Source organism: Nocardioides sp. Soil774, assembly GCF_001428125.1.
Classification (GTDB): domain Bacteria; phylum Actinomycetota; class Actinomycetes; order Propionibacteriales; family Nocardioidaceae; genus Nocardioides.
The window spans coordinates 527,599-549,088 of the sequence record NZ_LMSM01000006.1 but is presented as its reverse complement, the minus strand read 5'-3'; the positions used below and the strand labels follow the sequence as shown (position 1 = coordinate 549,088).

The window sequence follows — 21,490 nt, the reverse complement described above, 5'->3', positions numbered from 1 at the left end:
GTGTCCTTCCTTCGGGAGTCGTGTCAGGGGCACAACACCGGCGGACGGCCGACTATGCCTGCGCCAGCGCCACGTCCAGCACGCCGATGCCCTCGCGGACCTCGTCGGCGGTGATCGTCAGCGGCGGCACCACGTGGATCCGGTTGAAGTTGGCGAAGGGCAGCACGCCGCCCCGGCGGCAGGCGGCGAGGATCGCGTTCATCGCCGGGCTGCTGGCGCCGTAGGGCGCGAGCGGCTCGCGGGTCGCGCGGTCGGCCACCAGCTCGAGCGCCCAGAAGACGCCCGTGCCGCGGACCTCGCCGATCACCTCGTGCCGCTCGGCCAGGGCACGCAGCTCGGGCCCGATGACCTCGTCGCCCAGGCGGGCGGCGTGCTCGACGACGCCCTCGTCCTCCATCGTCCGGATGGTCGCGACCGCGGCCGCGCACGCGAGCGGGTGGCCGGAGTAGGTGAGCCCGCCGGGATAGACCCGGTCGGCGAACGTGCGGTAGATCGCCTCGCTGATGGCGACGCCGCCGAGCGGGACGTAGCCGGAGTTCACGCCCTTGGCGAAGGTGAGCAGGTCGGGCACCACCTCGGCGTGGTCGATGGCGAACCACTTCCCCGAGCGCCCGAACCCCGACATCACCTCGTCCGCGATCAGCATGATCCCGAAGCGGTCGCAGAGCTCGCGCACGCCGGCGAGGTAACCCGGGGGTGGCAGCATGATGCCGGCGGTGCCGGGGATCGACTCGAGGATGATCGCCGCGATCGTGCTCGCGCCCTCGAGGGCGATGACCTCCTCGAGGTGCGCCAGCGCGCGCTGGCACTCCTCCTCCTCGGTCGTGGCGTGGAAGGCGCTGCGGTAGAGGAAGGGCCCGAAGAAGTGGACCGTGCCGTCGCTGCCGAGGTCGTTGGCCCACCGCCGCGGGTCACCGGTCACGTTGACCGCGAGGTGCGTGCCGCCGTGATAGCTGCGGTAGGTCGACAGGACCTTGTGCTTGCCGGTGTGCAGCCGCGCCATCCGGATGGCGTGCTCGTTGGCGTCGGCGCCGCCGTTGGTGAAGAAGATCCGGTCGAGGTCGCCGGGGGTGTGCGAGGCGATGAGCCGCGCCGCCTCGGAGCGGGCGCCGTTGACGTACGCCGGCGCCACCGTGCACAGCGTCGCGGCCTGCTCCTGGATCGCGGCGACGATGCGCGGGTGCTGGTGGCCGAGGTTGGTGAAGACCAGCTGGGAGGTGAGGTCGAGCAGCCGGTTGCCGTCGCCGTCCCAGACGTAGGACCCCTCGGCCTTGGTGACGACCATCGGGTCGAGGGCGGCCTGGGCCGACCAGGAGTGGAAGACGTGCCTGCGGTCGAGCTCGTAGGCGCGGGCCGGGTCGTCGAAGTCGCGGTCAGACATTCTGCGGGAATCCCAGCTCGAGGCCGCCTGCAGGGCGGTTGGCGGGGTCGATCCACCGGGTGGTGACGACCTTGCCGCGGGTGAAGAAGTGCACGCCCTCGGTGCCGTGGGCGTGGGTGTCGCCGAAGAGCGAGCGCTTCCAGCCGCCGAAGGAGTAGTAGGCGACCGGCACCGGGACCGGCACGTTGATGCCGATCATCCCGACCTGGACGTCGTTCTCGAAGCGCCGGGCGGCGCCGCCGTCGTTGGTGAAGATCGCGGTGCCGTTGCCGTAGTCGTTGGCGTTGACGAGCTCCAGCGCGTCGGCGTACGACGCGACACGCACGACGCTGAGCACCGGCCCGAAGATCTCCTCGCGGTAGACCTCCATGTCGGGCGTCACGTGGTCGAAGAGGGTGGGGCCGAGGTAGAACCCCTGGTCGCCGCCGCGGGCCGCGACGTCGCGGCCGTCGACGACCACCTTGGCGCCGGCCTGCTCGCCGGAGTCGATGAAGGAGCTGACCTTGTCGCGGTGGGCCTTCGTCACGAGCGGGCCCATGTCGGCCTCCTTGCCGTCACCCGCCTGCGTCGCCTCCGTGCCACCGTCGCCGATGAGCAGCGTCCGGGTGCGCTCGGCGATGCGGGCGACGAGGTCGTCGGCCACGGGCTCGACGGCCACCAGCACGCTGATCGCCATGCAGCGCTCCCCCGCCGAGCCGAAGCCGGCGTTGACCGCGGCGTCGGCGGCCAGGTCGAGGTCGGCGTCGGGCAGCACCACCATGTGGTTCTTCGCCCCACCCAGGGCCTGCACGCGCTTGCCGTTGCGGCTGGCGGTCTCGTAGACGTACTCCGCGATGGGGGTCGAGCCGACGAAGCTGATCGCCTGCACCTCGGGCGAGGTGAGCAGCGCGTCGACGGCGACCTTGTCGCCCTGGAGCACGTTGAAGACACCGTCGGGCAGGCCGGCCTCCTTCCACAACTCGGCCAGCCACAGCGACGCCGAGGGGTCCTTCTCGCTCGGCTTGAGCACGACCGTGTTGCCGGCCGCGATCGCCACGGGGAAGAACCACATCGGCACCATGGCGGGGAAGTTGAAGGGGCTGATGATCCCCACGACGCCGAGCGGGGCGCGCTTGGAGTGCACGTCGATGTCCGTCGAGGCGCCGTCGCTGTGGCCGCCCTTGAGCAGGTGGGAGATGCCGCAGGCGAACTCCACGACCTCCTGGCCGCGGGCGACCTCGCCGAGGGCGTCGGAGTGCACCTTGCCATGCTCGGCGGTGATCAGCCGGGCGAGCTCGTCGCGGCGACTGTTGAGCAGCTCGCGGAAGGCGAAGACCACCTGCGTACGACGCGCGAGCGAGGTCTGGCCCCACTCCTGCGCCGCGCGTGACGCCGAGGCGATGACCGCCTGGGCGTCCGCCTCGCTGGCGAGGGCGACGCGGCCGGACACCTGACCGGTCGCGGGGTTGGTGACGTCGGCCCACCGGTCCGAGGTGCCGTCGAACCGGCTCCCGTCGACCCAGTGCGTGATGGTGGTGGTCATGCCCCCCATCGTGCCGCGCAGGGGCCTGCTGAACCCCCGACGGTGTGTCGCCCGGGGCGACTGCCCGTCGACAGTGTGTCGCCGGTCAGCTCCGGTCGGGCCGGTCGGGCAGCTCGAAGATCGTGGCGTGCCAGGGCTTGGCGGCGACGCCGGTGATGTCGGCCATCACGTGCTTGACCTGGGTGTACTCCTCGAAGGAGTAGGACGACATGTCCTTGCCGTAGCCCGAGGCCTTCATCCCGCCGTGGGGCATCTCGGAGATGATCGGGATGTGGTCGTTGACCCACACGGTGCCGGCGTCGATCTCGCGGGCGGCCCGCTGGGCGCGGTAGACGTCGCGGGTCCACGCCGAGGCGGCGAGGCCGAAGGGCACGTCGTTGGCGAGGCGGATCGCCTCGTCGTCGGAGTCAAAGGGCAGCGCCGCGAGCACCGGACCGAAGGTCTCGTCCTGCACGATCTCGCTGTCCTGCGCCGCGTCGACCAGCAGGGTCGGCTGGTAGTAGGCGCCCTTCGCGAGGTCGCCGCCCGGCGCCGCTCCGCCCGTGACGGCCTTCACGCCTGAGAGGACCGCGCGCTCGACCATGGCGGCCACCTTGTCGCGCTGCTTGAACGACACCAGCGGGCCCTGGTCGGTCGCCGGGTCGGTGGGGGCACCGAGCCGCACCCGCGACATCAGGTCGGCGACGCCGTCGACGAACTCGTCGAAGCGCGAGCGGTGGACGTACGCCCTCGTCGCGGCCGTGCAGTCCTGGCCGGTGTTGATGAGCGTCGCGGCCACCGCGCCACGGATCGCGGCGTCGAGGTCGGCGTCGTCGAAGACCACGAACGGCGCCTTGCCGCCCAGCTCGAGGTGCAGCCGGGTGCCGTTGGCGGCGGCCAGGCCGGCGATGTGGCGCCCGACCGCGGTGGAGCCGGTGAAGGACGTCATCGCGATGCCGCGGTGGGTGACCAGTGCCTCGCCGGTCAGCGGGCCGGGCCCGTTGACCACGTTGACCACGCCGGCGGGGATGCCGACCTCGAGGCAGGCCTCGGCCAGCATCAGGGTGGTGAGCGGGGTGTTCTCCGCGGCCTTGAGCACGATGGTGTTGCCGGCCGCGACCGCCGGGAGCACCTTCCACATCGCCATCTGGAGGGGATAGTTCCACGGCGCGATCGAGCCGACGACGCCGATGGGCTGGCGCCGGATCGTCGAGGTGTGGTCGCCGCTGTACTCCGCCGACGCGTGCCCGTCGAGATGGCGTGCGGCCCCGGCGAAGAAGGCGACGTTGTCGATCGAGCCCGGCACGTCGAACTCACGGCTCAGCCGGATCGGCTTTCCCGTCTGCGCGGTCTCGGCCAGCGCGAGCTCCTCGGCCATGCCCTCGAGGTGCGCGGCCAGCGCGACCAGCGCGCCGGAGCGCTCGGCGGGTGTGGTGCGCGACCACTCGGCGTACGCCGTCGTCGCTGCCGCGACCGCCGCGTCCACGCTGGAGGCGTCGTCGGCGGCGTAGCGCCAGATCTCCTCGCCGGTCGAGGGGTCGATGACCGACTGCTCGGGACCCGTGCCCGTGCCGGCGACCCCGCCGATGACGTTGCTCGTGCTGCGCTGGAGTGTGCTCACGTCGGCACGCTAGCGAGCCCCGGCGGCCTCCACCACGGACAACGTGCAGGCCCGTCGGGGACCGACCCGTCACTCTGACGGGTCGGTCGAGGCCTTGCCGTCCTTCGGCCGGTCGTCCTCCATGAGCTCGTGGTACTGCTCGGCGCTCAGGTAGCGCCGCATCGCGGCCTCGATCGTTTCGGAGGAGGACCCGCGTGGCCCGGGCGTGCGGTCCCTCGCCTCCTGCGCGGCCCTCGCCGCGTCCGTCCTCGACATGCTATTCATGACGTCACACCTCCTCGTCCTCCCAGCACACCGCTCATGCGTGCGCGCGGGAAGTGCCGATCGGCCCGAGTCGTCCGGGTCAGCCCACCAGCACGACGTGCAGCGTGCGCGGGCCGTGCACGCCCTCGACCCGGTCGAGCTCGATGTCGCTCGTGGCCGACGGGCCGCTGATCCAGGTGAGCGGGCGGGCCGGGTCGAGCAGGGCGATCGCGTCGGGCACGTCGGCGACGACCTGGCTCGCGTCGACGACGCAGACGTGCAGGTCGGGCACCAGCGTGATCGCGCGGCGGCCCTGGTCGGGCGTGTGGTCGAGCACGATCGTGCCGGTCTCGGCGATGCCGACGCGGGCACGGGTGACGACCGCCGCGAAGCCGTCGAGCTCGGTCGCGGTGAAGCCCTCGTCGCCCACCGCGTCATCGACGGCGATCCCGAGGCTTGGGGGTACGACGACCCGCGCGGCCCCGACCACGTCGCGGACCACCTGCTCCACCTCGTCGGCCGCGCACCGGGTGACCACCGCGCGGTAGTCCTCGACGCGCTCGACGAACAGCGCCACCAGGTCGCCGCGGTCGGGTGCCCTGGGGGCCGGAGGGACCTCGACGGCCGGCGACACGCCGTCGAGTGCGGTCCGGACACGCCGGAGGATGTGGTCGCGCGCACTCACTTGCGGCCCCCGTCCGTGCGGGCCCACCACTCGCGGAAGGACTCCTCCGGCGGGACGGGCAGGTCGCGTGCCCCGGTCCAGCCGGCCGCCGGACCGGGCAGGCGACCCGCGGCGGCGCGGCCGCCGGGCAGCGTCGTACGGGAGAGGCGGCTGATGACGCGTCCGGCCAGGCCCGAGGCGCGCTCGGCCCAGGCCAGCCGACGGGAGTCGGAGAACGTCCATGCGGCTGCGCGCATGGCCAGCGCCTCGGGCTTGGGCACGCGGTCGCCGCGGTGGGAGTCGACCACCGCGGCGCGCTGGTCGACCAGCACCGACGGGATGTCGATGCGCACCGGGCACACCTCGAAGCACGCGCCGCACAGTGACGAGGCGTAGGGCAGCGACGCGGTCTGCTCGTCGGAGACGCCGTGGAGCAGGGGGTTGAGGATCGCGCCGATCGGGCCGGGGTAGACCGAGCCGTAGGCGTGGCCGCCGACGCGCTCGTAGACCGGGCACACGTTGAGGCACGCTGAGCAGCGGATGCAGCGCAGCGCCTGGCGCCCGACGTCGTCGGCCAGCGCCCGGGTGCGGCCGTTGTCGAGTAGGACGACGTGCACCTCCTGCGGGCCGTCGCCGGGAGTCACGCCCGACCATGTCGAGGTGTAGGGGTTCATCCGCTCGCCGGTCGACGAGCGCGGCAGCAGGCGCAGCAGCGGGTCGAGGTCGGCCCACGTGGCCACGACCTTCTCGATCCCCACGACGCTGATCAGCACCTCGGGCAGCGTCAGGCACATCCGGCCGTTGCCCTCGGACTCGACGACGACGAGCGTGCCGGTGTCGGCGACGGCGAAGTTGGCGCCGGAGATCGCGACCTTCGCGCGCAGGAACTTCTCACGCAGGTGCTCGCGCGCGGCACCCGCCAGGACCGCCGGCTCGTCGGTCAGGTCGTCGGGTGCGGGCCGCCCGACGTCGCCCATGCGGCGGCGGAAGACCTCGCGGATCTCGGCGCGGTTGCGGTGGATCGCCGGCACCAGGATGTGCGAGGGCAGGTCGTCACCGAGCTGGACGATGAGCTCGGCGAGGTCGGTCTCCCAGGCGGCGATCCCCTCGGCCTCGAGCGCCTCGTTGAGGCCGATCTCGGCGGTCGCCATCGACTTCACCTTGACCACCTCGTCGGCGCCGTGGGCCTTCGTCACCTCCGCGACGATCGCGCACGCCTCCGCGGCGTCGCGGGCCCAGTGGACGGTCGCGCCGGCCCCGACCAGCGACGCCTCGAGCGTCTCGAGGTGCGTGGCGAGGTCGCGCAGCGCGGCCTCCTTCACCCCGGCCCCGGCGAGCCGCAGCTCCTCCCAGTCCTCGACCTCCGCGACGACCTTCGCCCGCTTGTCGCGGATCGTGCGGGTGGCGTGGGCGAGGTTGCGGCGCAGCTGGGTGTCGCCGAGCGCCGCGCGCGCCGCGGTCGGGAAGGCCGGCATCCCGACGAAGGCGCCGCTCATGACGCGCCCTCCTCGGTCGCGGCCAGCACCTCGGCCAGGTGCATGACCCGTACGCCGGCCCGCTGGCGCGACAGCAGCCCGCCGACGTGCATCAGGCAGGAGTTGTCGCCCGCTACCAGCACCTCCGCGCCGGTGTCACGCACGTGGCGGGCCTTGTCGGCGCCCATCGCGACGGACGTGTCGGCGTTCTTGAGGGCGAAGGTGCCGCCGAAGCCGCAGCACTCGGTGGCCATCGGGAGGTCGACGAGCTCGATGCCGCGGACCGCCTCGAGCAGCCGGGTCGGGCGATCGCCGACGCCGAGCATCCGCAGGCTGTGGCACGTCGGGTGGTAGGTCACCCGGTGCGGGAAGTAGGCACCGACGTCGGTCACGCCGAGCACGTCGACGAGGAACTCGGTGAGCTCGTGGGTGCGCGGCCCGGTCTCGGCGACCGCGGCGACCAGCGCGGGGTCGCCGGACCTCTCGGCGACGATCGAGTGCTGGTGCCGCGCGGACCCGGCGCACGAGCCCGACGGCGTGACGATCGCGTCGTAGCCGGCGAAGGCGTCGACGTACGTCCGCACGACGGGGACGGCCTCGTCGAGGTAGCCGGTGTTGACCATCGGCTGGCCGCAGCACGTCTGCGCCATCGGGAAGTCGACGTCGACACCGAGGCGGCGCAGCAGCCGCACGACCGCCTTCCCCGTCTCGGGGAACATGGCGTCGTTGACGCAGGTGACCTGGAGGGCGACCTTCACCGCTCGATCCTTGCACGCAGAGACGCCCCCAGGGTCTCGGGTCCCCGGGGGCGTCGGAGCCGCCTGTCGGAATCGAACCGACGACCTAGTCATTACGAGTGACTCGCTCTACCGACTGAGCTAAGGCGGCGTGGCCTGCCGAGACGCGCTCGGTGGACCGCGGGCGAGTATACGGAGCGAGCGGGCCGGGACTGAAATCAGCCCGGCAACGGTGTGGAAGGTGTGGCTAGGGTCGGGGCGTCCGTAGAACCTGCACCGAGGAGGATCCATGCCCACTCGCTCCGCACGCACCGCCTGGAACGGCGGCCTGCAGGACGGCTCCGGCCAGGTCGAGCTCACCAGCTCGGGCGTCGGGACGTACGACGTCTCGTTCCCCAAGCGCGCCGCAGAGGATGCCGGGGGCACCACCAGCCCCGAGGAGCTGATCGCGGCCGCGCACTCCTCGTGCTACGCCATGCAGCTCTCGGCGCTCATCGCCGAGGCCGGCGGCACGCCGCAGGCGCTCGAGGTGAAGGCCGACGTCATGCTCGGCGAGGACAAGGAGGCCGGCGGCTTCAAGCTGACAGGCATCAAGCTGACGGTCCGCGGTGAGGTCGACGGGCTCGACGAGGCCGGCTTCAAGGACGCGGCCGAGAAGGCCAAGGCCAGCTGCCCGGTCAGCAAGGCGCTCACAGGCGTCGACATCACGCTCGACGCAGCCCTCGAGGGCTGAGGCGCGGCCGCTGGTCGAGGAGGTCGCTCCGGCCTTCCTCGACCAGCGGGTGACGCGTCAGCAGGCCGTGTCGTCGGGCGGGACGTCGCCGTCGAGGAGGTAGTCCTCGACGATCGTGTCGATGCACTCGTTGCCGGCGTTGTAGGCCGTGTGGCCGTCGCCGTCGCGCTCGACGAGCACGCCGGAGTCGAGCTGGCCGGCGAGCGAGCGCGCCCACTTCAGCGGGGTGGCGGGGTCGCGGCTGGTGCCGAGCACCAGGATCGGCGCGGCGCCCTCGGCCCGGATCACCAGCGGCTCCTCGCTGGAGGTGACCGCCACGCCGCGGCAGCCGGCCATCCCCCAGGCGAAGACGTCGCCGAAGGTCGGCGAGGCCGCCTCGAAGGCGTCGAACAGCGACGGGACCTTGGCGAACGGGACCGAGGTGGGGTCGTCGAGGCAGTTGACGGCGTAGTTGGCCTCGACCGAGTTGTCGGCATAGCTGCCGTCGGGGTTGCGCGAGGCGTAGGCGTCGGCGAGCTGCATCAGCGCGGTGCCCTTGCCGTCGAGGGCCGAGGCCAGCGCGGTGCTGAGGAGGAACCAGTAGTCACGGTTGTAGAGCGGCGTGATGATGCCGTAGAACGCGTTGCCCACCGTCAGCTCGCGGTCGCCGGCGGGCAGCGGCTCCTGCTCGATCGAGTCGAGCAGGTCGCTGATCGTGGCCAGGCCCTCGTCGACGGAGTCGCCCAGGAAGCAGTTGTCGGTGGAGTCCAGGCAGTTCTGCACGTAGGCGCGCAGGGCGGTCTCGAAGCCGGCCGCCTGGTCGAGGGCGAGCGAGCGCGGGTCGAGCGAGACGTCGACGGCGCCGTCGAGCACGAAACGGCCCACCTGCTCGGGGAACAGCTCGGCATAGGTCGCGCCCAGCTTGGTGCCGTACGACGCACCGAAGTAGGTCAGCGTCTCCTCCCCGAGCGCGGAGCGCAGGACGTCCATGTCGCGCGCGGCCTCGATCGTCGTCACGTGGCCGAGCACCGGCCCGGAGGCCGCCACGCAGCGCTCGCCGAAGGAGAGCACCGATGCCTTGTAGTCGGCGACCTCGGCGGGCGTGTCCGGTGTCGGGTCGCCGGCGAGGTAGTCGTCGAGCTCGGCGTCGGTGAGGCAGTCGACGGGGTCGGAGCGTCCGACGCCGCGGGGGTCGAAGCCGACGATGTCGAAGCCCTGGCGCAGCGGCTCGCGGAAGACCTGCTTCGCGGCAGCGGCGTACGACGTCCCGCGGGCGCCGGGACCGCCCGGGTTCACCACCATCGAGCCGACGCGCGCGCCGGTGGCCGGCACCCGCAGCAGCGACAGGTCGAGGGTCTCGCCGCCGGGCTCGCGGTAGTCGACGGGCACCGTGAGCGTGCCGCAGTCCTGGTCGGCGTCGCTCTCGCAGGGCTGCCAGTCGATGCGCTGGGAGTAGAAGTCGGCCAACGCGGGCGCCGGCGGCTGGGTGACCGAGGGCGGCGGCGGGGTCGTCGGGGACGGGGTCGGGCGGGCGCTGGGCGCGCTGTCGTCCGGGGCGAACCCCTGGACCGCGAGACCGATGGCGACGAAGGCGGTGAGCGCGAGGGCGAGGACCGCCACCACGGCCACGACCTTCTTCATCGACGGGCCCCGGGCAGGCGCAGCGCGACGGTCATCGACTCCAGCGCCAGCTGCGGCGGCACGTTGAACTCCAGCATCTGCTCCCGGGCGGTGAAGATCGCGTCGATCATGCGCAGCAGCTCCTCGGGGGTGGCGTTCCGCGCGATCGTCGCCACGTCACCGCGCAGCTCCTCGTTGACGAGCAGCCCGGGGGCGCCCATCGCGAGGGCGATGGCGTCGCGGTAGACCGAGACGAGGTCCATCAGCGCGCGGTCGATCACGTCGAGCACGCGCCGCTTGGCCTTCTGCTTCTGCAGCTTCTCGAGCGAGCCGAGGGCGGCGCGGTAGGAGCGGCTGGCGAGGTCCTTGCGCTCGCTGCCGAACATCGACTGGAGCTCCTTGAGCTCGCGCTGCTCGATCTCGGCCGTGATCGCCTCGGTCTCCTCCTTGGCCAGCTCGTTGAGGTTGGTGGCCGCGGTCATGCAGCTGCCGATGCTCGTGAGCCGCGCCGGCAGCGACACGATCTCGCGGCGCCGGGTGCGGGTGCCCTCGTCGACGCAGAGCGCCCGGGCGCGCCCGATGTGGCCCTGGCTGGCGCGGGCGGCGAAGGACGCCACCGTCGCGTCGATGCCCGACCTGACCAGGAAGTCGGTGATCTGCTCGCCGGTGGGCGTGGCCAGCGTGACGTGGCGCGAGCGCGAGGCGATCGTCGGCAGGACGTCGGCACGGGTGGGCGCGCACAGCAGCCAGACCGTGCGCGGGGTGGGCTCCTCGATGGCCTTGAGCAGCGCGTTGCCGGTGCGGGGGTTCTCCGGGGTGCCGAGCCGGTCGGCGTCCTCGATCACCACGATCTGCCACCGCCCGACGGACGGGAACTTGCCGGCCGACAGCACCAAGTCGCGCATGTCGTTGACGTAGAGCACCGACGTCTCGGACTTCACCCACTTGATGTCGGGGTGCGACCCGCTGATGCCGAGGCGGCACGCCTCGCACTCGCCGCACCCGGTGCGGGTCTCGCACTGCAGCGCTGCGGCGAAGGCCCGTGCCACGTTGGAGCGCCCCGACCCGGGCGGGCCGGTGAAGAGCCAGGCGTGCGTCATCCCCTCGCCGCCGGCGGCGCGGCGCAGCGTGTCGAGGACCGGCTGCTGGCCGACGAGGTCGTCCCAGACGGTCATCGCGGCTCCAGCAACGGCTCGGTCCGGGCCTGGACGGCTGCGGCGATCTCCTCGATCGGCGCACGCGCGTCGAGCACGACGTAGTGGTCGGGGTCGGCGGCGGCCAGGTCGAGGAAGCCCTGGCGCACCCGCTGGTGGAACTCCAGCGACTGTCCCTCGATCCGGTCGCGCTCCTCGAAGCGTCCCAGCCCCGCCTCGGGTGCCAGGTCGAGCACGACGGTGAGGTGCGGGCGCAGGTCGTGGGTCGCCCACCGGGCGACGGCCTCGACCTCGGCGACGTCGAGGGTGCGGCCGGCGCCCTGGTAGGCCAGCGTGGAGTCGACGTAGCGGTCGGTGATCACGACCTCGCCACGGGCCAGGGCCGGCAGCACGACGTGGTCGACGTGCTCGGCCTTGTCTGCGGCGTAGAGCAGCGCCTCCGTGCGGTCGGACAGCTCGCCCGTCGCCGGGTCGAGGACGATGCGTCGCAGCTCCTTGCCGACCCCGGTGTCACCCGGCTCGAAGGTGAGCAGCACCGTCTCCCCGCGCTCGACCAGCCAGTCGCGCAGCAGGCGCGACTGGGTCGACTTGCCGGCCCCCTCGCCGCCCTCGAAGCAGACGAAGAGTCCGTGCTCTGAGAAGACTCCGGCGCTCACGCGGGGTCCCCGCGGCGTTGTTCGGGGGAGCGGACCGGCGGAGAAGAACGCCGTGGGGTGTTCACGCGGGACAGACTACGGGCGGGGTGGGACAGGCCCGCCTCACCACCCGTCGGTCTCTCGCCACCCGGCGAAGACGAACCAGGCGAGCAGGAAGGCCCAGCCGCCGGTCAGGCGGCGGTGCCCGGGATGCGGCCGCACCACGCCGAGCGGTCCGCCGAGGAGGAGGTAGGCCACCCCGCCCAGTGGGCCGGCCAGCAGCAACGCCCACCCCCAGGCCCACCGGGTGGCGCGCCAGGGCTCCGGGCCGCCGATGATGAGCAGCAGCACGCCCAGCCACGTGGCCATCGCAAGGAGGGCGACCGGCCCGGGCACCCGCCACTCCATGAACGTCTCGGACGGGGTGCCACCGGACGGTCCGACCGTGATCCTGACCGACCGGTTGATGCTGCGCAGCGTCTCCCGGGGGTCGTCGGAGGTGACGAAGGTCGTGTCGCCCCACGCGTTGTACGAGCGGTCGTCCCCGACCTGGACCACGGCGTACTGGTCGAGGACCCCCGCGAGGACGGTCCAGCGGAGCTCGACCGTCCCGAGGCCGTCGGAGCCGACGAACTGCACCTCGTCGACCTCGCTGGTGGCCACGTCGGCGAGGAGGTCGGCGTACGTCGCGGGGCGCTGGCCGGTCGTGATCATGAGCGCCGCCGTGGCGAGCGCCATGGTGGCGAGGAGCAGGCCCACCAGCCGCCAGCGGCGCTCGCGCCACTCGTCGTACGTCGCCCGCGCCTGCAGCGTCTGCGTCATGGCCTGCCCCCGTCCCAGTGGCGGCAGCCTAGGGCACCCACCACTGCGCGCTTCGGTCAAAGCGACCCCGGTCGCCGCGCGCCGGCGATAGCGTTCGCCGCATGGATCTCACCCGCTTCTCCACGCCGCAGCGCGTCTCCGGCATCGCCATCATCGTCGTCGCGCTGGCAGCGTTCCTGCCGTGGGTGTCGGTCTTCGGCTTCAGCGTCTCCGGGATCCGCGGCGACGGGATGATCACGCTCATCCTCGCGCTGCTCGGCGCGGCCCTGCTCGCCATTCGCACCGGGCTGCTCGACCAGGTCAAGGTCCCCGCCAGGCCGGGGCTCATCGCGTCGCTGGTCCTCGCCGGGCTCGTCACCCTGATCGGCCTGCTCGACATGAACGGCGCCGCGGCCATCGGCCTCTACCTGACCCTCTTCGGCGGCATCGCCTGGGTCGTCGGGGCAGCCCTCGAGCTCAAGGGCGCCAGGCACGAGGTCGCGGCTCCGTCGGAGTCCTGAGCCGCGCCCCTCGGGGCGAACTCAGGACTTCTTGGCAGCCTTCTTCGCCGGAGCCTTCTTCGCAGCGGTCTTCTTGGCCGTCGTCTTCTTCGCGGCCGTCTTCTTGGCGGCCGTCTTCTTCGCCGGGGCCTTCTTCGCGCCCTTCTTGGCCGCCTTCTTGGCAGGTCCGCGCTCGCGGCGCTCGGCGAGCAGCTCGGCGGCGCGCTCGAGGGTGATCGACTCGACGGTGTCGTCCTTGCGCAGCGTGGCGTTGTACTCGCCGTCGGTGACGTACTCGCCGAAGCGGCCCGCCTTCACGATGACCGGCTGCCCGGAGACCGGGTCGTTGCCGAGCTCCTTCAGCGGCGGGGTGGCCGCGCCGCGGCCGCGCTGCTTGGGCTGGGCGTAGATCGCCTTGGCCTGGTCGAGGGTGATGTCGAAGATCTGGTCCTCGGAGGTGAGGCTGCGCGAGTCGGTGCCCTTCTTGAGGTAGGGCCCGTAGCGACCGTTCTGCGCGGTGATCTCGGTGCCGTCCTCGTCGGTGCCCACGACGCGGGGCAGGTCGAGCAGCTTGACCGCCTCCTCGAGCGAGACGGTGTCGAGGGTCATCGACGTGAAGAGCGAGCCCGTGCGCGGCTTGGCCGACTTCGGGGCGTCCTCGGGCAACACCTCGGTGACGTAGGGACCGAAGCGGCCGTTCTTCGCCACGATCTGCAGGCCGGTCTCGGGGTGGTTGCCCACGACCTGCTCCTCGCCGGCCGGGTTGGCCAGCAGCTCCTTGGCCTTGGCCACGGTGAGCTCGTCGGGCGGGAGGTCGTCGGGGACGTTGGCGCGCACGGGGGCACCCGCCTCGCCGCCGTCGCCGGGGCCCTCGACGTAGGGGCCGTAGCGACCCACGCGCAGGTCGATGCCCTCGCCGATCGGGAAGGTCGCCATCTCCTTGGCGTCGATCTCGCCGAGGTCGGTGACGAGCGTCTTGAGGCCGACGACGTCGCCGGCGCCGTAGTAGAACTCCCCGAGCTCGGTCACGCGGTCGCGCCGGCCGCCCGCGATGTCGTCGAGCACGTCCTCCATGGAGGCGGTGAACTCGTAGGACACCTGCCGCGGGAAGTGCTCCTCCAGCAGCCGGACCACCGAGAAGGCGAGCCAGGCAGGCACCAGCGCGGTGCCCTTCTTGTAGACGTAGCCGCGGTTGAGGATGGTGCCGATGATCGAGGCGTACGTCGACGGGCGACCGATCTCGCGGTCCTCGAGCTCCTTGATCAGCGTCGCCTCGGTGTAGCGCGAGGGCGGCTTGGTCTCGTGGCCCTCCGGGGACAGCGTCGCGGCGCTGACCGCGGCGCCCTGGCTGAGGTTGGGCAGGCGGGTCTCGGCGTCGTCCTTGCGCTTCGAGGCGTCGTCGATGTCCTCTACGTAGGCCTTGAGGAAGCCGTGGAAGGTGATCGTGCGGCCGCTCGAGCTGAAGACCACGTCGCGACCGTCGGCGGCGGCGCCACCGATGCGGATGGTCACCGAGTTGCCGACCGCGTCCTTCATCTGGGAGGCGACCGTGCGCATCCAGATCAGCTCGTAGAGGCGGAACTGCTCGCCCGACAGGCCGGTCTGGGCCGGCGTGCGGAACGACTCGCCCGCCGGACGGATCGCCTCGTGCGCCTCCTGGGCGTTCTTGACCTTGGAGGCGTAGGTGCGCGGGGAGTCGGGGAGGTACTCCGCGCCGTAGAGCTCGCGCACCTGGTCGCGCGCCGCACCGACCGCGGCCCCCGAGAGGGTCGTGGAGTCCGTACGCATGTAGGTGATGAAGCCGTTCTCGTAGAGCCGCTGCGCGACCGACATCGTCACGCTCGCGCTCATGCCGAGCTTGCGGCTGGCCTCCTGCTGGAGCGTGGTGGTGCGGAAGGGGGCGTACGGCGAGCGGCGGTAGGGCTTGGACTCGACCGAGCGCACGTCGTACGTCGTGTCGCTGAGGCCGGCGGCCAGCGTCTCGGCGTCGGCGCGCGACAGGTGGACGCGCTCGCCCTTGCCCTTCAGCTCGCCGGTGTTGTCGAAGTCGGAGCCACGGGCGACGCGCACGTCGTCGACGGCGTAGAGCTTGGCGGGGAACATCCGCGGGTCGTGGCCGGTGCCGGCGTCGAAGGTGGCGTCGAGGTCCCAGTAGGAGGCGACGCGGAACTTCATCCGCTCGCGCTCGCGGTCGACGACCAGGCGGGTCGCCACCGACTGCACACGGCCGGCGGAGAGGCCGGACATGACCTTCTTCCACAGCACCGGCGAGACCTCGTAGCCGTAGAGGCGGTCCAGGATGCGGCGCGCCTCCTGGGCCTCGACGAGGTCGTCGTTGATCTCGCGGGGGTTCTCGACCGCGGCGAGGATCGCCGGCTTGGTGATCTCGTGGAAGACCATCCGGTGGACCGGCAGGCCCTTCGGGGGCTTGAGCTCGTCGAGGAGGTGCCACGCGATGGCCTCGCCCTCGCGGTCCTCATCGGTGGCGAGGTAGAGCGCGTCGGCGTCCTTGACCAGCTTCTTCAGCTTGGCGATGTGGCTCTTCTTGTCGCGCGGCACGACGTAGTAGGGCTCGAACCCGTTGTCGACGTCGACCGCGAGGCGGCCCCAGGGCTTGTCCTTGATCTTGGCCGGTGTGTCCGCGGCGTTGTTGGGCAGGTCGCGGATGTGACCGATCGAGGACTCGACGACGTAGTCCTTGCCGAGGTATCCGCCGATGGTGCGGGCCTTGGCAGGCGACTCCACGATGACGAGCTTTGCCACTTCAGTTTGCTCCCTCAAGTTGTGCGCCGAGGTGTTGCTCAGCGCGGCAACGGTAGCGCCACATCCGCACTTCGCCACCCCGGGCGACGATCCGGGACCCCCGTCGCGGCCCACTTCGGCCGGTCCCGGCTGTGGAGGAGGCGTCCTGGACGGGCACCTGTGGACAGGGTGGCGGGCGTGTCGGTGGGGGTGCGGACCGTGGTGGCGCACCCCTCTCCGACCCCGACCCCAGGAGGACCGATGCTCGACCACCGCTACCGCGACGACCACCTCTGGCACGACCCCCACGAGCGGCTGCTCGACGTCGGCCGGCTCCACCACCTCGTCTTCGTCGACGGCCGAATCGTCGACGCGTGGAGCGAGCGCGTGGAGGAGAGTGCGTACGCCGACGTGGCGCGCCGCCACGACGAGGAGCGCCGGCCGACGCTGGTCCAGCCACCTCCCCCGCCCCGCCACCTGCAGGCGCTCGCGTGGCTCGACGAGGTGGCCGGGGGCCGCGACGCGCTCCTGTCGATGACGGCCTCACCGGTCGCGCTGCCGCGCCTGGCCGACCACCTCGACCCGGTGGCCGACGAGCCGTGGCTGGTCACCGAGGAGGTGCTCAGCGACCTGCGTGAGTCGTTGCTCGCGGCCGACCTCGCCGCCCCGCTGCGGGAGTGCCTGCTCCTGGCGCGCGAGCGCGTGCCCGAGCTCGCGGAGCGGATGGGGCCTGATCGCCTCGCCGCGGGGATCGCCTGGGTGGTCGGCAAGGCCAACGCGGCCATCGGGCCGGAGGGCCCCGTGACGCAGGTCCGGATCGCCGACCACCTCGGCACGAGCTCGCTCCACGCGTGCGGCACCCAGGTCCTCGGTCACGTACGCCGCCTCGGCTGGGCGACGGTGCGCCCCTGGGCCATCGGCGCCCCGGCCCTGCTCCCGGTCGGGCGGGTCGAGCTGTTGTCGGCGCCGGTGCGCCGCGACCTCGTCGAGCTGCGCGACCGCTCGCTCGCGGAGGCGCTATGAGCCGGAGCGCTCCACCTCGAGGAAGCCCTCGCCGACGAGCTCGCGCACCACGGGCAGGTAGGTCTCGTGCAGCTCGGCCTCCTCCCGCTCGAGCAGCGAGCCGAGCGCGCCCAGGATCTGGCCCACCGATAGGTCACCGTCGCACGCGCCGAGGAGGGCGGCCTCGACGGTGTCGGCCGTGCGCGCCCGGCGGAACCCGCGCTGCTGGCGCAGCACGATCGCCTCCGGGTCCTCCGCGCCGGGACGGCCGACGGTCTCCTGCTGCACGTCGTCGCGCGCCCGCAGGGTTGTGGCGAGCAGGGCGTCGTCGCCGAGGTCGCGCAGGCCGTCGACCGCCTCGCCCCAGGCGTGGATCGCCGGGCCGATCGGCTGCTCGACGTCGTAGGGCCACTCGAGGAGCTCGTGCCTCCCGGCGTGGTCCGCGCCACCGAGGCGCACGTTGATCCAGCCGAAGCCGACGCCGGCGATGCCGGTCTCCTCGAACCACGACAGCCAGGTGTCGTAGCGCCGGGCGTAGTCCGGACCACCGTGGTGGCCGCTGTCCTTGAGCCACAGCTCGACGTAGGAGGCGGGGTCGAGGGTCTCGCGCTGCACGACGAGCGCGTCACAGTCGGGGCGCAGCCACGAACCGAGCCGCTCGTCCCACGGCTGGCCCTCGACGACCGCCCAGTTGGCCAGCACCTGCAGCCACCCGCCCTCGGTGAGGTGGTCGGGCCCGGTGCGCACGATGTGCTCCACGACGCGGTCCCCGGGCAGGCCGGAGTCGCGGTAGACCAGGCGCTCGCCCGTGGCCGGGGAGATGACGAAGGGCGGGTTGGTCGCGATCAGGTCGAAGCGCTCCCCCGCGACCGGCTCGAAGAAGGAGCCGTCACGCACATCGACGGGGACGCCGTTGAGCTCGGCGTTGAGCCGGGTCATCCACAGCGCGCGGGCGTTCACGTCGGTGGCGACGACGTGGTCCGCGTGCGCGGCCAGGTGGAGGGCCTGCACGCCGCAGCCGGTGCCGAGGTCGAGCGCGCTCCCGACCGGCTCGCGCATGGTGAGCTGCGCCAGGCTCGTCGAGGCGCTCGAGATGCCCAGGACGTGGTCGGCGCCGACCGCGACCGGTGCGCCGTCGAGACCGGGCGTGAGGTCGGAGACGATCCACAGGTCGCGGTCCTCGCCCGCCTCGGAGGCGGCGTAGGGGCGGCAGTCCATCCGGGCCGCCACCTCGCTGACGCTCTGCTCGAGCATCCCAGCGTTGCAGAGCCGGTCGACCAGGCCGGGCAGTGCCCGGTCGGCCTCGTCGCGGCCGACCGGCGTCTGCAGCAGGAAGAGGCGGACCAGCGTGTCGAGCGCCGAGCCCGACGTCGTACGCCGCAGCGCGGGCAGTGTCTCGTTGCGACCGAGCGCGCGGTGCGCGTCCTCGCCGATCGCCTCGGCGACCCGGTCATAGATGAAGTCAGCGGCGTGCAGTGCCTCGCGCAGCGGGCCGACGAAGTCGAGGTCGTGGGACATGGCCCCAGCCTTCCAGACCGTCGGCGCGCGACGGGGGGGTGAGCGCTGAGACGGCGCTGAGGCGAGCGCTGAGGCAAGCCTCCATATCAAGACTGGAGCCTCACCCCCGAAGTTTCGGGGGTGAGGCTCCAGTTTCCCCGGATATCCGGGGATCGCGACCAAGGGGGACGCGTCAGGCGTGCGGGTCGTGCGCGTGCGGGGTGAACGACGACGAGCCGGTGTTGTCGCCGTCGTCGGCGATGGTGACCTCGCGCCGCTTGGAGACCACGACCGCGACGGCGATGATCGACACCGCGACGAGGGCGATCACGACGCGCAGCACGTCGTTCTGGTCCTCGCCCACGCTCAGCGACACGACCGCGCTCGCGATGAGCAGCGAGACGAGGTTCATCACCTTGATGAGCGGGTTGATCGCGGGTCCGGCGGTGTCCTTGAACGGGTCGCCGACGGTGTCGCCGATGACCGTCGCAGCGTGGGCCTCCGAGCCCTTGCCGCCGTGGTGGCCGTCCTCGACGAGCTTCTTCGCGTTGTCCCACGCGCCGCCGGCGTTGGCCAGGAAGACGGCCATCAGGGTGCCGGCGCCGATGGCTCCTGCGAGGAAGCCGGCGAGGGCGGTCGCGCCGAGGCCGAAGCCCACCGCGATGGGCGCCATCACGGCGAGGATGCCGGGCGTCACCAGCTCGCGCAGCGAGTCCTTGGTGACGATGTCGACGACCTTGCCGTACTCCGGACGGCCGGTGCCCTCCATGATCCCGGGGATGTCGCGGAACTGGCGACGCACCTCGTAGACGACCGCGCCGGCCGCCCGGGCCACGGCGTTGATCGCCAGGCCGGAGAAGAGGAACACCACGGCCGCACCGAGCAGCACGCCGACGATGACCGCCGGGTTGAAGACGCTGAAGTCGAGCAGGTAGGCCTCGTCCGGGTTGACGTTGGCGTCAGCGAGCGACTCGAACACCGAGGTGGCGTAGGAGCCGAACAACGCGGTCGCAGCCAGCACGGCGGTCGCGATCGCGATGCCCTTGGTGATCGCCTTGGTCGTGTTGCCGACCGCGTCGAGCTCGGTGAGGATCTGCGCGCCGGCCGGGCTGACGTCACCCGACATCTCGGCGATGCCCTGGGCGTTGTCGGAGACGGGGCCGAAGGTGTCCATCGCCACGATCACGCCGACCGTGGTCAGCAGGCCGCACCCGGCCAGGGCCACGGCGAAGAGCGACACCGTGAGCGCCGCACCGCCGAGGAGGTAGGCGCCGAAGACCGCCGCGCCGATGACCAGGGTGGTGTAGACGGCCGACTCGAAGCCGACCGACAGGCCGGACAGGATGACCGTCGCCGCGCCCGTGAGCGAGGTCTTGCCGACGTCCTTGACCGGGCGGTACTCCGTGCCGGTGTAGTAGCCGGTCAGCGCCAGGATGCCGGCCGACATGACGATGCCGATGACGACCGCGGAGGACGCGATGAAGCGCGGGTCGCCGTCGGCCCCGGCGAGGTCGGCAGCGACGTTGTTGAACTCCGCGAAGCTGCTCGGCAGGTAGAGGTAGGACAGCACGACGCTGGCCACGGCGGCGATGCCCGACGAGAGGTAGAACGACCGGTTGATGGTCGTGAGGCCGTTCTCGTCCGCCTTGGGCTTGGTGAGGTAGACACCGGCGACCGCCGTGAGCGCCCCGATGGCGGGGATCAGGAGCGGGAAGACCAGGCCCTTGTCGCCGAAGGCCTGCGAGCCGAGGATCAGCGCGGCGACCAGCGTGACGGCGTACGACTCGAACAGGTCGGCAGCCATGCCGGCGCAGTCACCCACGTTGTCACCGACGTTGTCGGCGATGGTCGCAGCGTTGCGCGGGTCGTCCTCGGGGATGTTCTGCTCCACCTTGCCCACCAGGTCGGCGCCGACGTCGGCGGCCTTGGTGAAGATGCCGCCGCCGACTCGCATGAACATCGCGAGCAGCGCGGCACCGAAGCCGAAGCCCTCCAGCACCTTGGGTGCCGAGTCCTGGAAGAGCAGCACAACCAGGCTGGCGCCCAGCAGGCCGAGGCCGACGGTGAGCATGCCCACCATGGCGCCGGTGCGAAGGCCGATCGTCATCGCCGGCTCGCGACCGGTGGTCTCGGCGGCAGCGGCGACACGCAGGTTGGCGCGCACGGCGAGGTTCATGCCGAGGTAGCCCACCGCGGCCGAGAAGGCCGCTCCCACGAGGAAGAACACCGAGCGGAAGATGCGGACGGTGGTGTCGTCGGCCGGCAGCACCAGCAGCGCGAAGAACGCGATGGCGGCGAAGATGGCCAGGGTGCGGAACTGTCGGGTGAGGTAGGCGTTGGCGCCTTCCTGCACGGCCTGGGCGATGGTCCTCATGTTGTCGGTGCCCTCGCCGGCAGCCATCACCTGGGACCTGAACATCGCGGCCATCCCGAGCGCACCGAGTGCGATCAGGGCGACGACGACGACCAGGACCAGGTTGCCACCTTCGAGCTCCGGTCTCACGACCGCGGGCAAGATCCCCGTCATGCGTGTCCTCCTAGGACTGGAAAAGATCCGTGAACGCGCCGGAGTCTACGCAGAGGTGATCCAGATCACGGTGCAGGGTGACCTACGCCACACCGGCGTGCCGCGCGGGCGCGACGAAGACCCCTCCGGGCACTGCGCGGAGGGGTGAGGAGGTCTGGCGAGGCGGCGGCTCAGGCGCCGGAGGCGAGGCCGACGGCGTCGTGGATCACGAACACCTTGGCCAGGCCGGTGATGCGGAAGATCTTGAGCAGGCGCTCCTGCGTGCAGACCAGGTCGAGCGAGCCGTCATGCGCGCGCACCTTCTTGAGCCCGCCGACCAGGACCCCGAGACCGGTGGAGTCGAGGAACTCGACCGCCTCGAGGTCGATCACGATGTCGTAGGTGCCGGCGGCGACCAGGTCGGTGATGCAGTCGCGCAGCTTGGGAGCGGTGTAGACGTCGATCTCGCCGCCGACGGCCACGACGGCGCGGCCGTCCACCTCGCGCGTAGCAAGGGTGAGATCCACGACTGCTCCCCGGTCCCCGAACTCGTTCGGACAGTGCGTCTGCGGGCACACCACGTGCCCCTGTTCGTTCCGGGTGGTATCAAACCACGTTCCACAAGCGTTGCGCAGGACTCCCCGGCACTTGGGGAGACGACGTGCGGGGCACGGCGCCGACGACGGCGCTGTCCCCGGC

General features: G+C 71.9%; 18 protein-coding genes and 1 tRNA gene. 3 read left to right on the top strand and 16 right to left on the bottom strand.

The genetic code is table 11. The features are described from left to right. Window positions 1–52: 52 nt before the first annotated feature. The 8 genes from ASG76_RS08235 to ASG76_RS08200 all read right to left on the bottom strand — a co-directional run bounded on the left by ASG76_RS08235 (window position 53) and on the right by ASG76_RS08200 (window position 7,773). Window positions 53–1,381, bottom strand: a complete 1,329-nt coding sequence (locus ASG76_RS08235) for an aspartate aminotransferase family protein (protein WP_056601987.1) — start codon at window positions 1,379–1,381, stop codon at window positions 53–55. Next, complete coding sequence (locus ASG76_RS08230) at window positions 1,374–2,903, bottom strand: CoA-acylating methylmalonate-semialdehyde dehydrogenase (protein WP_056601986.1); 1,530 nt, start codon at window positions 2,901–2,903, stop codon at window positions 1,374–1,376. Before ASG76_RS08230 ends, ASG76_RS08235 begins: the two co-directional genes overlap by 8 nt. An 85-nt stretch (window positions 2,904–2,988) precedes the next feature. Beyond that, window positions 2,989–4,503: a gamma-aminobutyraldehyde dehydrogenase gene (locus ASG76_RS08225; protein ID WP_082587346.1), complete on the bottom strand. Its 1,515-nt coding sequence runs from the start codon at window positions 4,501–4,503 to the stop codon at window positions 2,989–2,991. A gap of 69 nt (window positions 4,504–4,572) precedes the next feature. Continuing rightward, window positions 4,573–4,758, bottom strand: coding sequence for a hypothetical protein (locus tag ASG76_RS08220; protein WP_157559022.1), 186 nt, complete (start codon window positions 4,756–4,758; stop codon window positions 4,573–4,575). 88 nt (window positions 4,759–4,846) lie between these two features. Beyond that, the gene (locus ASG76_RS08215; RefSeq protein ID WP_056601984.1) at window positions 4,847–5,431 is read right to left on the bottom strand and encodes a LutC/YkgG family protein; all 585 of its coding nucleotides are present in this window, start codon (window positions 5,429–5,431) and stop codon (window positions 4,847–4,849) included. Further along, window positions 5,428–6,906, bottom strand: a complete 1,479-nt coding sequence (locus ASG76_RS08210; RefSeq protein WP_056601983.1) for a lactate utilization protein B — start codon at window positions 6,904–6,906, stop codon at window positions 5,428–5,430. Before ASG76_RS08210 ends, ASG76_RS08215 begins: the two co-directional genes overlap by 4 nt. Continuing rightward, window positions 6,903–7,736 carry a (Fe-S)-binding protein gene (locus ASG76_RS08205; protein WP_200948101.1) on the bottom strand — a complete coding sequence of 278 codons (834 nt, stop codon included), beginning with the start codon at window positions 7,734–7,736 and terminating at the stop codon, window positions 6,903–6,905. Before ASG76_RS08205 ends, ASG76_RS08210 begins: the two co-directional genes overlap by 4 nt. Next, window positions 7,701–7,773 (bottom strand) — tRNA-Thr (locus ASG76_RS08200). Before ASG76_RS08200 ends, ASG76_RS08205 begins: the two co-directional genes overlap by 36 nt. Before the next feature lie 138 nt (window positions 7,774–7,911). On the opposite strand from ASG76_RS08200, the gene ASG76_RS08195 reads away from it, so the two are divergent. Then, a complete protein-coding gene (locus tag ASG76_RS08195) occupies window positions 7,912–8,355 on the top strand; it encodes an OsmC family protein (RefSeq protein WP_056601981.1) in 444 nt (147 codons plus the stop codon). Between the two features lie 57 nt (window positions 8,356–8,412). Here the strand turns inward: ASG76_RS08195 and ASG76_RS08190 are convergent, their stop codons facing one another. The 4 genes from ASG76_RS08190 to ASG76_RS08175 form a co-directional block, all read right to left on the bottom strand. Next, the gene (locus ASG76_RS08190) at window positions 8,413–9,975 is read right to left on the bottom strand and encodes an alpha/beta hydrolase (protein WP_056601980.1); all 1,563 of its coding nucleotides are present in this window, start codon (window positions 9,973–9,975) and stop codon (window positions 8,413–8,415) included. After that, the gene (locus ASG76_RS08185) at window positions 9,972–11,129 is read right to left on the bottom strand and encodes a DNA polymerase III subunit delta' (RefSeq protein WP_056601979.1); all 1,158 of its coding nucleotides are present in this window, start codon (window positions 11,127–11,129) and stop codon (window positions 9,972–9,974) included. The genes ASG76_RS08190 and ASG76_RS08185 overlap by 4 nt, the downstream gene beginning before the upstream one ends. Further along, the gene (tmk, locus tag ASG76_RS08180; RefSeq protein WP_056601978.1) at window positions 11,126–11,764 is read right to left on the bottom strand and encodes a dTMP kinase; all 639 of its coding nucleotides are present in this window, start codon (window positions 11,762–11,764) and stop codon (window positions 11,126–11,128) included. Before tmk ends, ASG76_RS08185 begins: the two co-directional genes overlap by 4 nt. 102 nt (window positions 11,765–11,866) lie before the next feature. After that, window positions 11,867–12,565, bottom strand: coding sequence for a hypothetical protein (locus tag ASG76_RS08175; RefSeq protein ID WP_056601977.1), 699 nt, complete (start codon window positions 12,563–12,565; stop codon window positions 11,867–11,869). A 101-nt stretch (window positions 12,566–12,666) separates the two neighbouring features. Between ASG76_RS08175 and ASG76_RS08170 the strand changes: the two genes are divergently transcribed. Next, the gene (locus ASG76_RS08170; protein ID WP_056601976.1) at window positions 12,667–13,065 is read left to right on the top strand and encodes a hypothetical protein; all 399 of its coding nucleotides are present in this window, start codon (window positions 12,667–12,669) and stop codon (window positions 13,063–13,065) included. Window positions 13,066–13,086: 21 nt separating this feature from the next. On the opposite strand, the gene topA is transcribed toward ASG76_RS08170, so the two are convergent. Then, window positions 13,087–15,807, bottom strand: coding sequence for a type I DNA topoisomerase (gene topA / locus ASG76_RS08165; protein WP_056601975.1), 2,721 nt, complete (start codon window positions 15,805–15,807; stop codon window positions 13,087–13,089). Between the two features lie 240 nt (window positions 15,808–16,047). Here topA and ASG76_RS08160 point away from each other — a divergent pair, with 240 nt between their 5' ends. Beyond that, the gene (locus ASG76_RS08160) at window positions 16,048–16,809 is read left to right on the top strand and encodes a hypothetical protein (protein ID WP_056601974.1); all 762 of its coding nucleotides are present in this window, start codon (window positions 16,048–16,050) and stop codon (window positions 16,807–16,809) included. Here the strand turns inward: ASG76_RS08160 and ASG76_RS08155 are convergent. The 3 genes from ASG76_RS08155 to ASG76_RS08145 all read right to left on the bottom strand — a co-directional run bounded on the left by ASG76_RS08155 (window position 16,804) and on the right by ASG76_RS08145 (window position 21,318). Further along, a complete protein-coding gene (locus ASG76_RS08155) occupies window positions 16,804–18,306 on the bottom strand; it encodes a methyltransferase (protein ID WP_056601973.1) in 1,503 nt (500 codons plus the stop codon). The genes ASG76_RS08160 and ASG76_RS08155 overlap by 6 nt on opposite strands. A 172-nt stretch (window positions 18,307–18,478) precedes the next feature. After that, window positions 18,479–20,812 carry a sodium-translocating pyrophosphatase gene (locus tag ASG76_RS08150; protein WP_056601972.1) on the bottom strand — a complete coding sequence of 778 codons (2,334 nt, stop codon included), beginning with the start codon at window positions 20,810–20,812 and terminating at the stop codon, window positions 18,479–18,481. A 170-nt stretch (window positions 20,813–20,982) separates the two neighbouring features. Continuing rightward, a complete protein-coding gene (locus tag ASG76_RS08145; protein WP_056601971.1) occupies window positions 20,983–21,318 on the bottom strand; it encodes an anti-sigma factor antagonist in 336 nt (111 codons plus the stop codon). Between the last annotated feature and the right edge of the window lie 172 nt (window positions 21,319–21,490).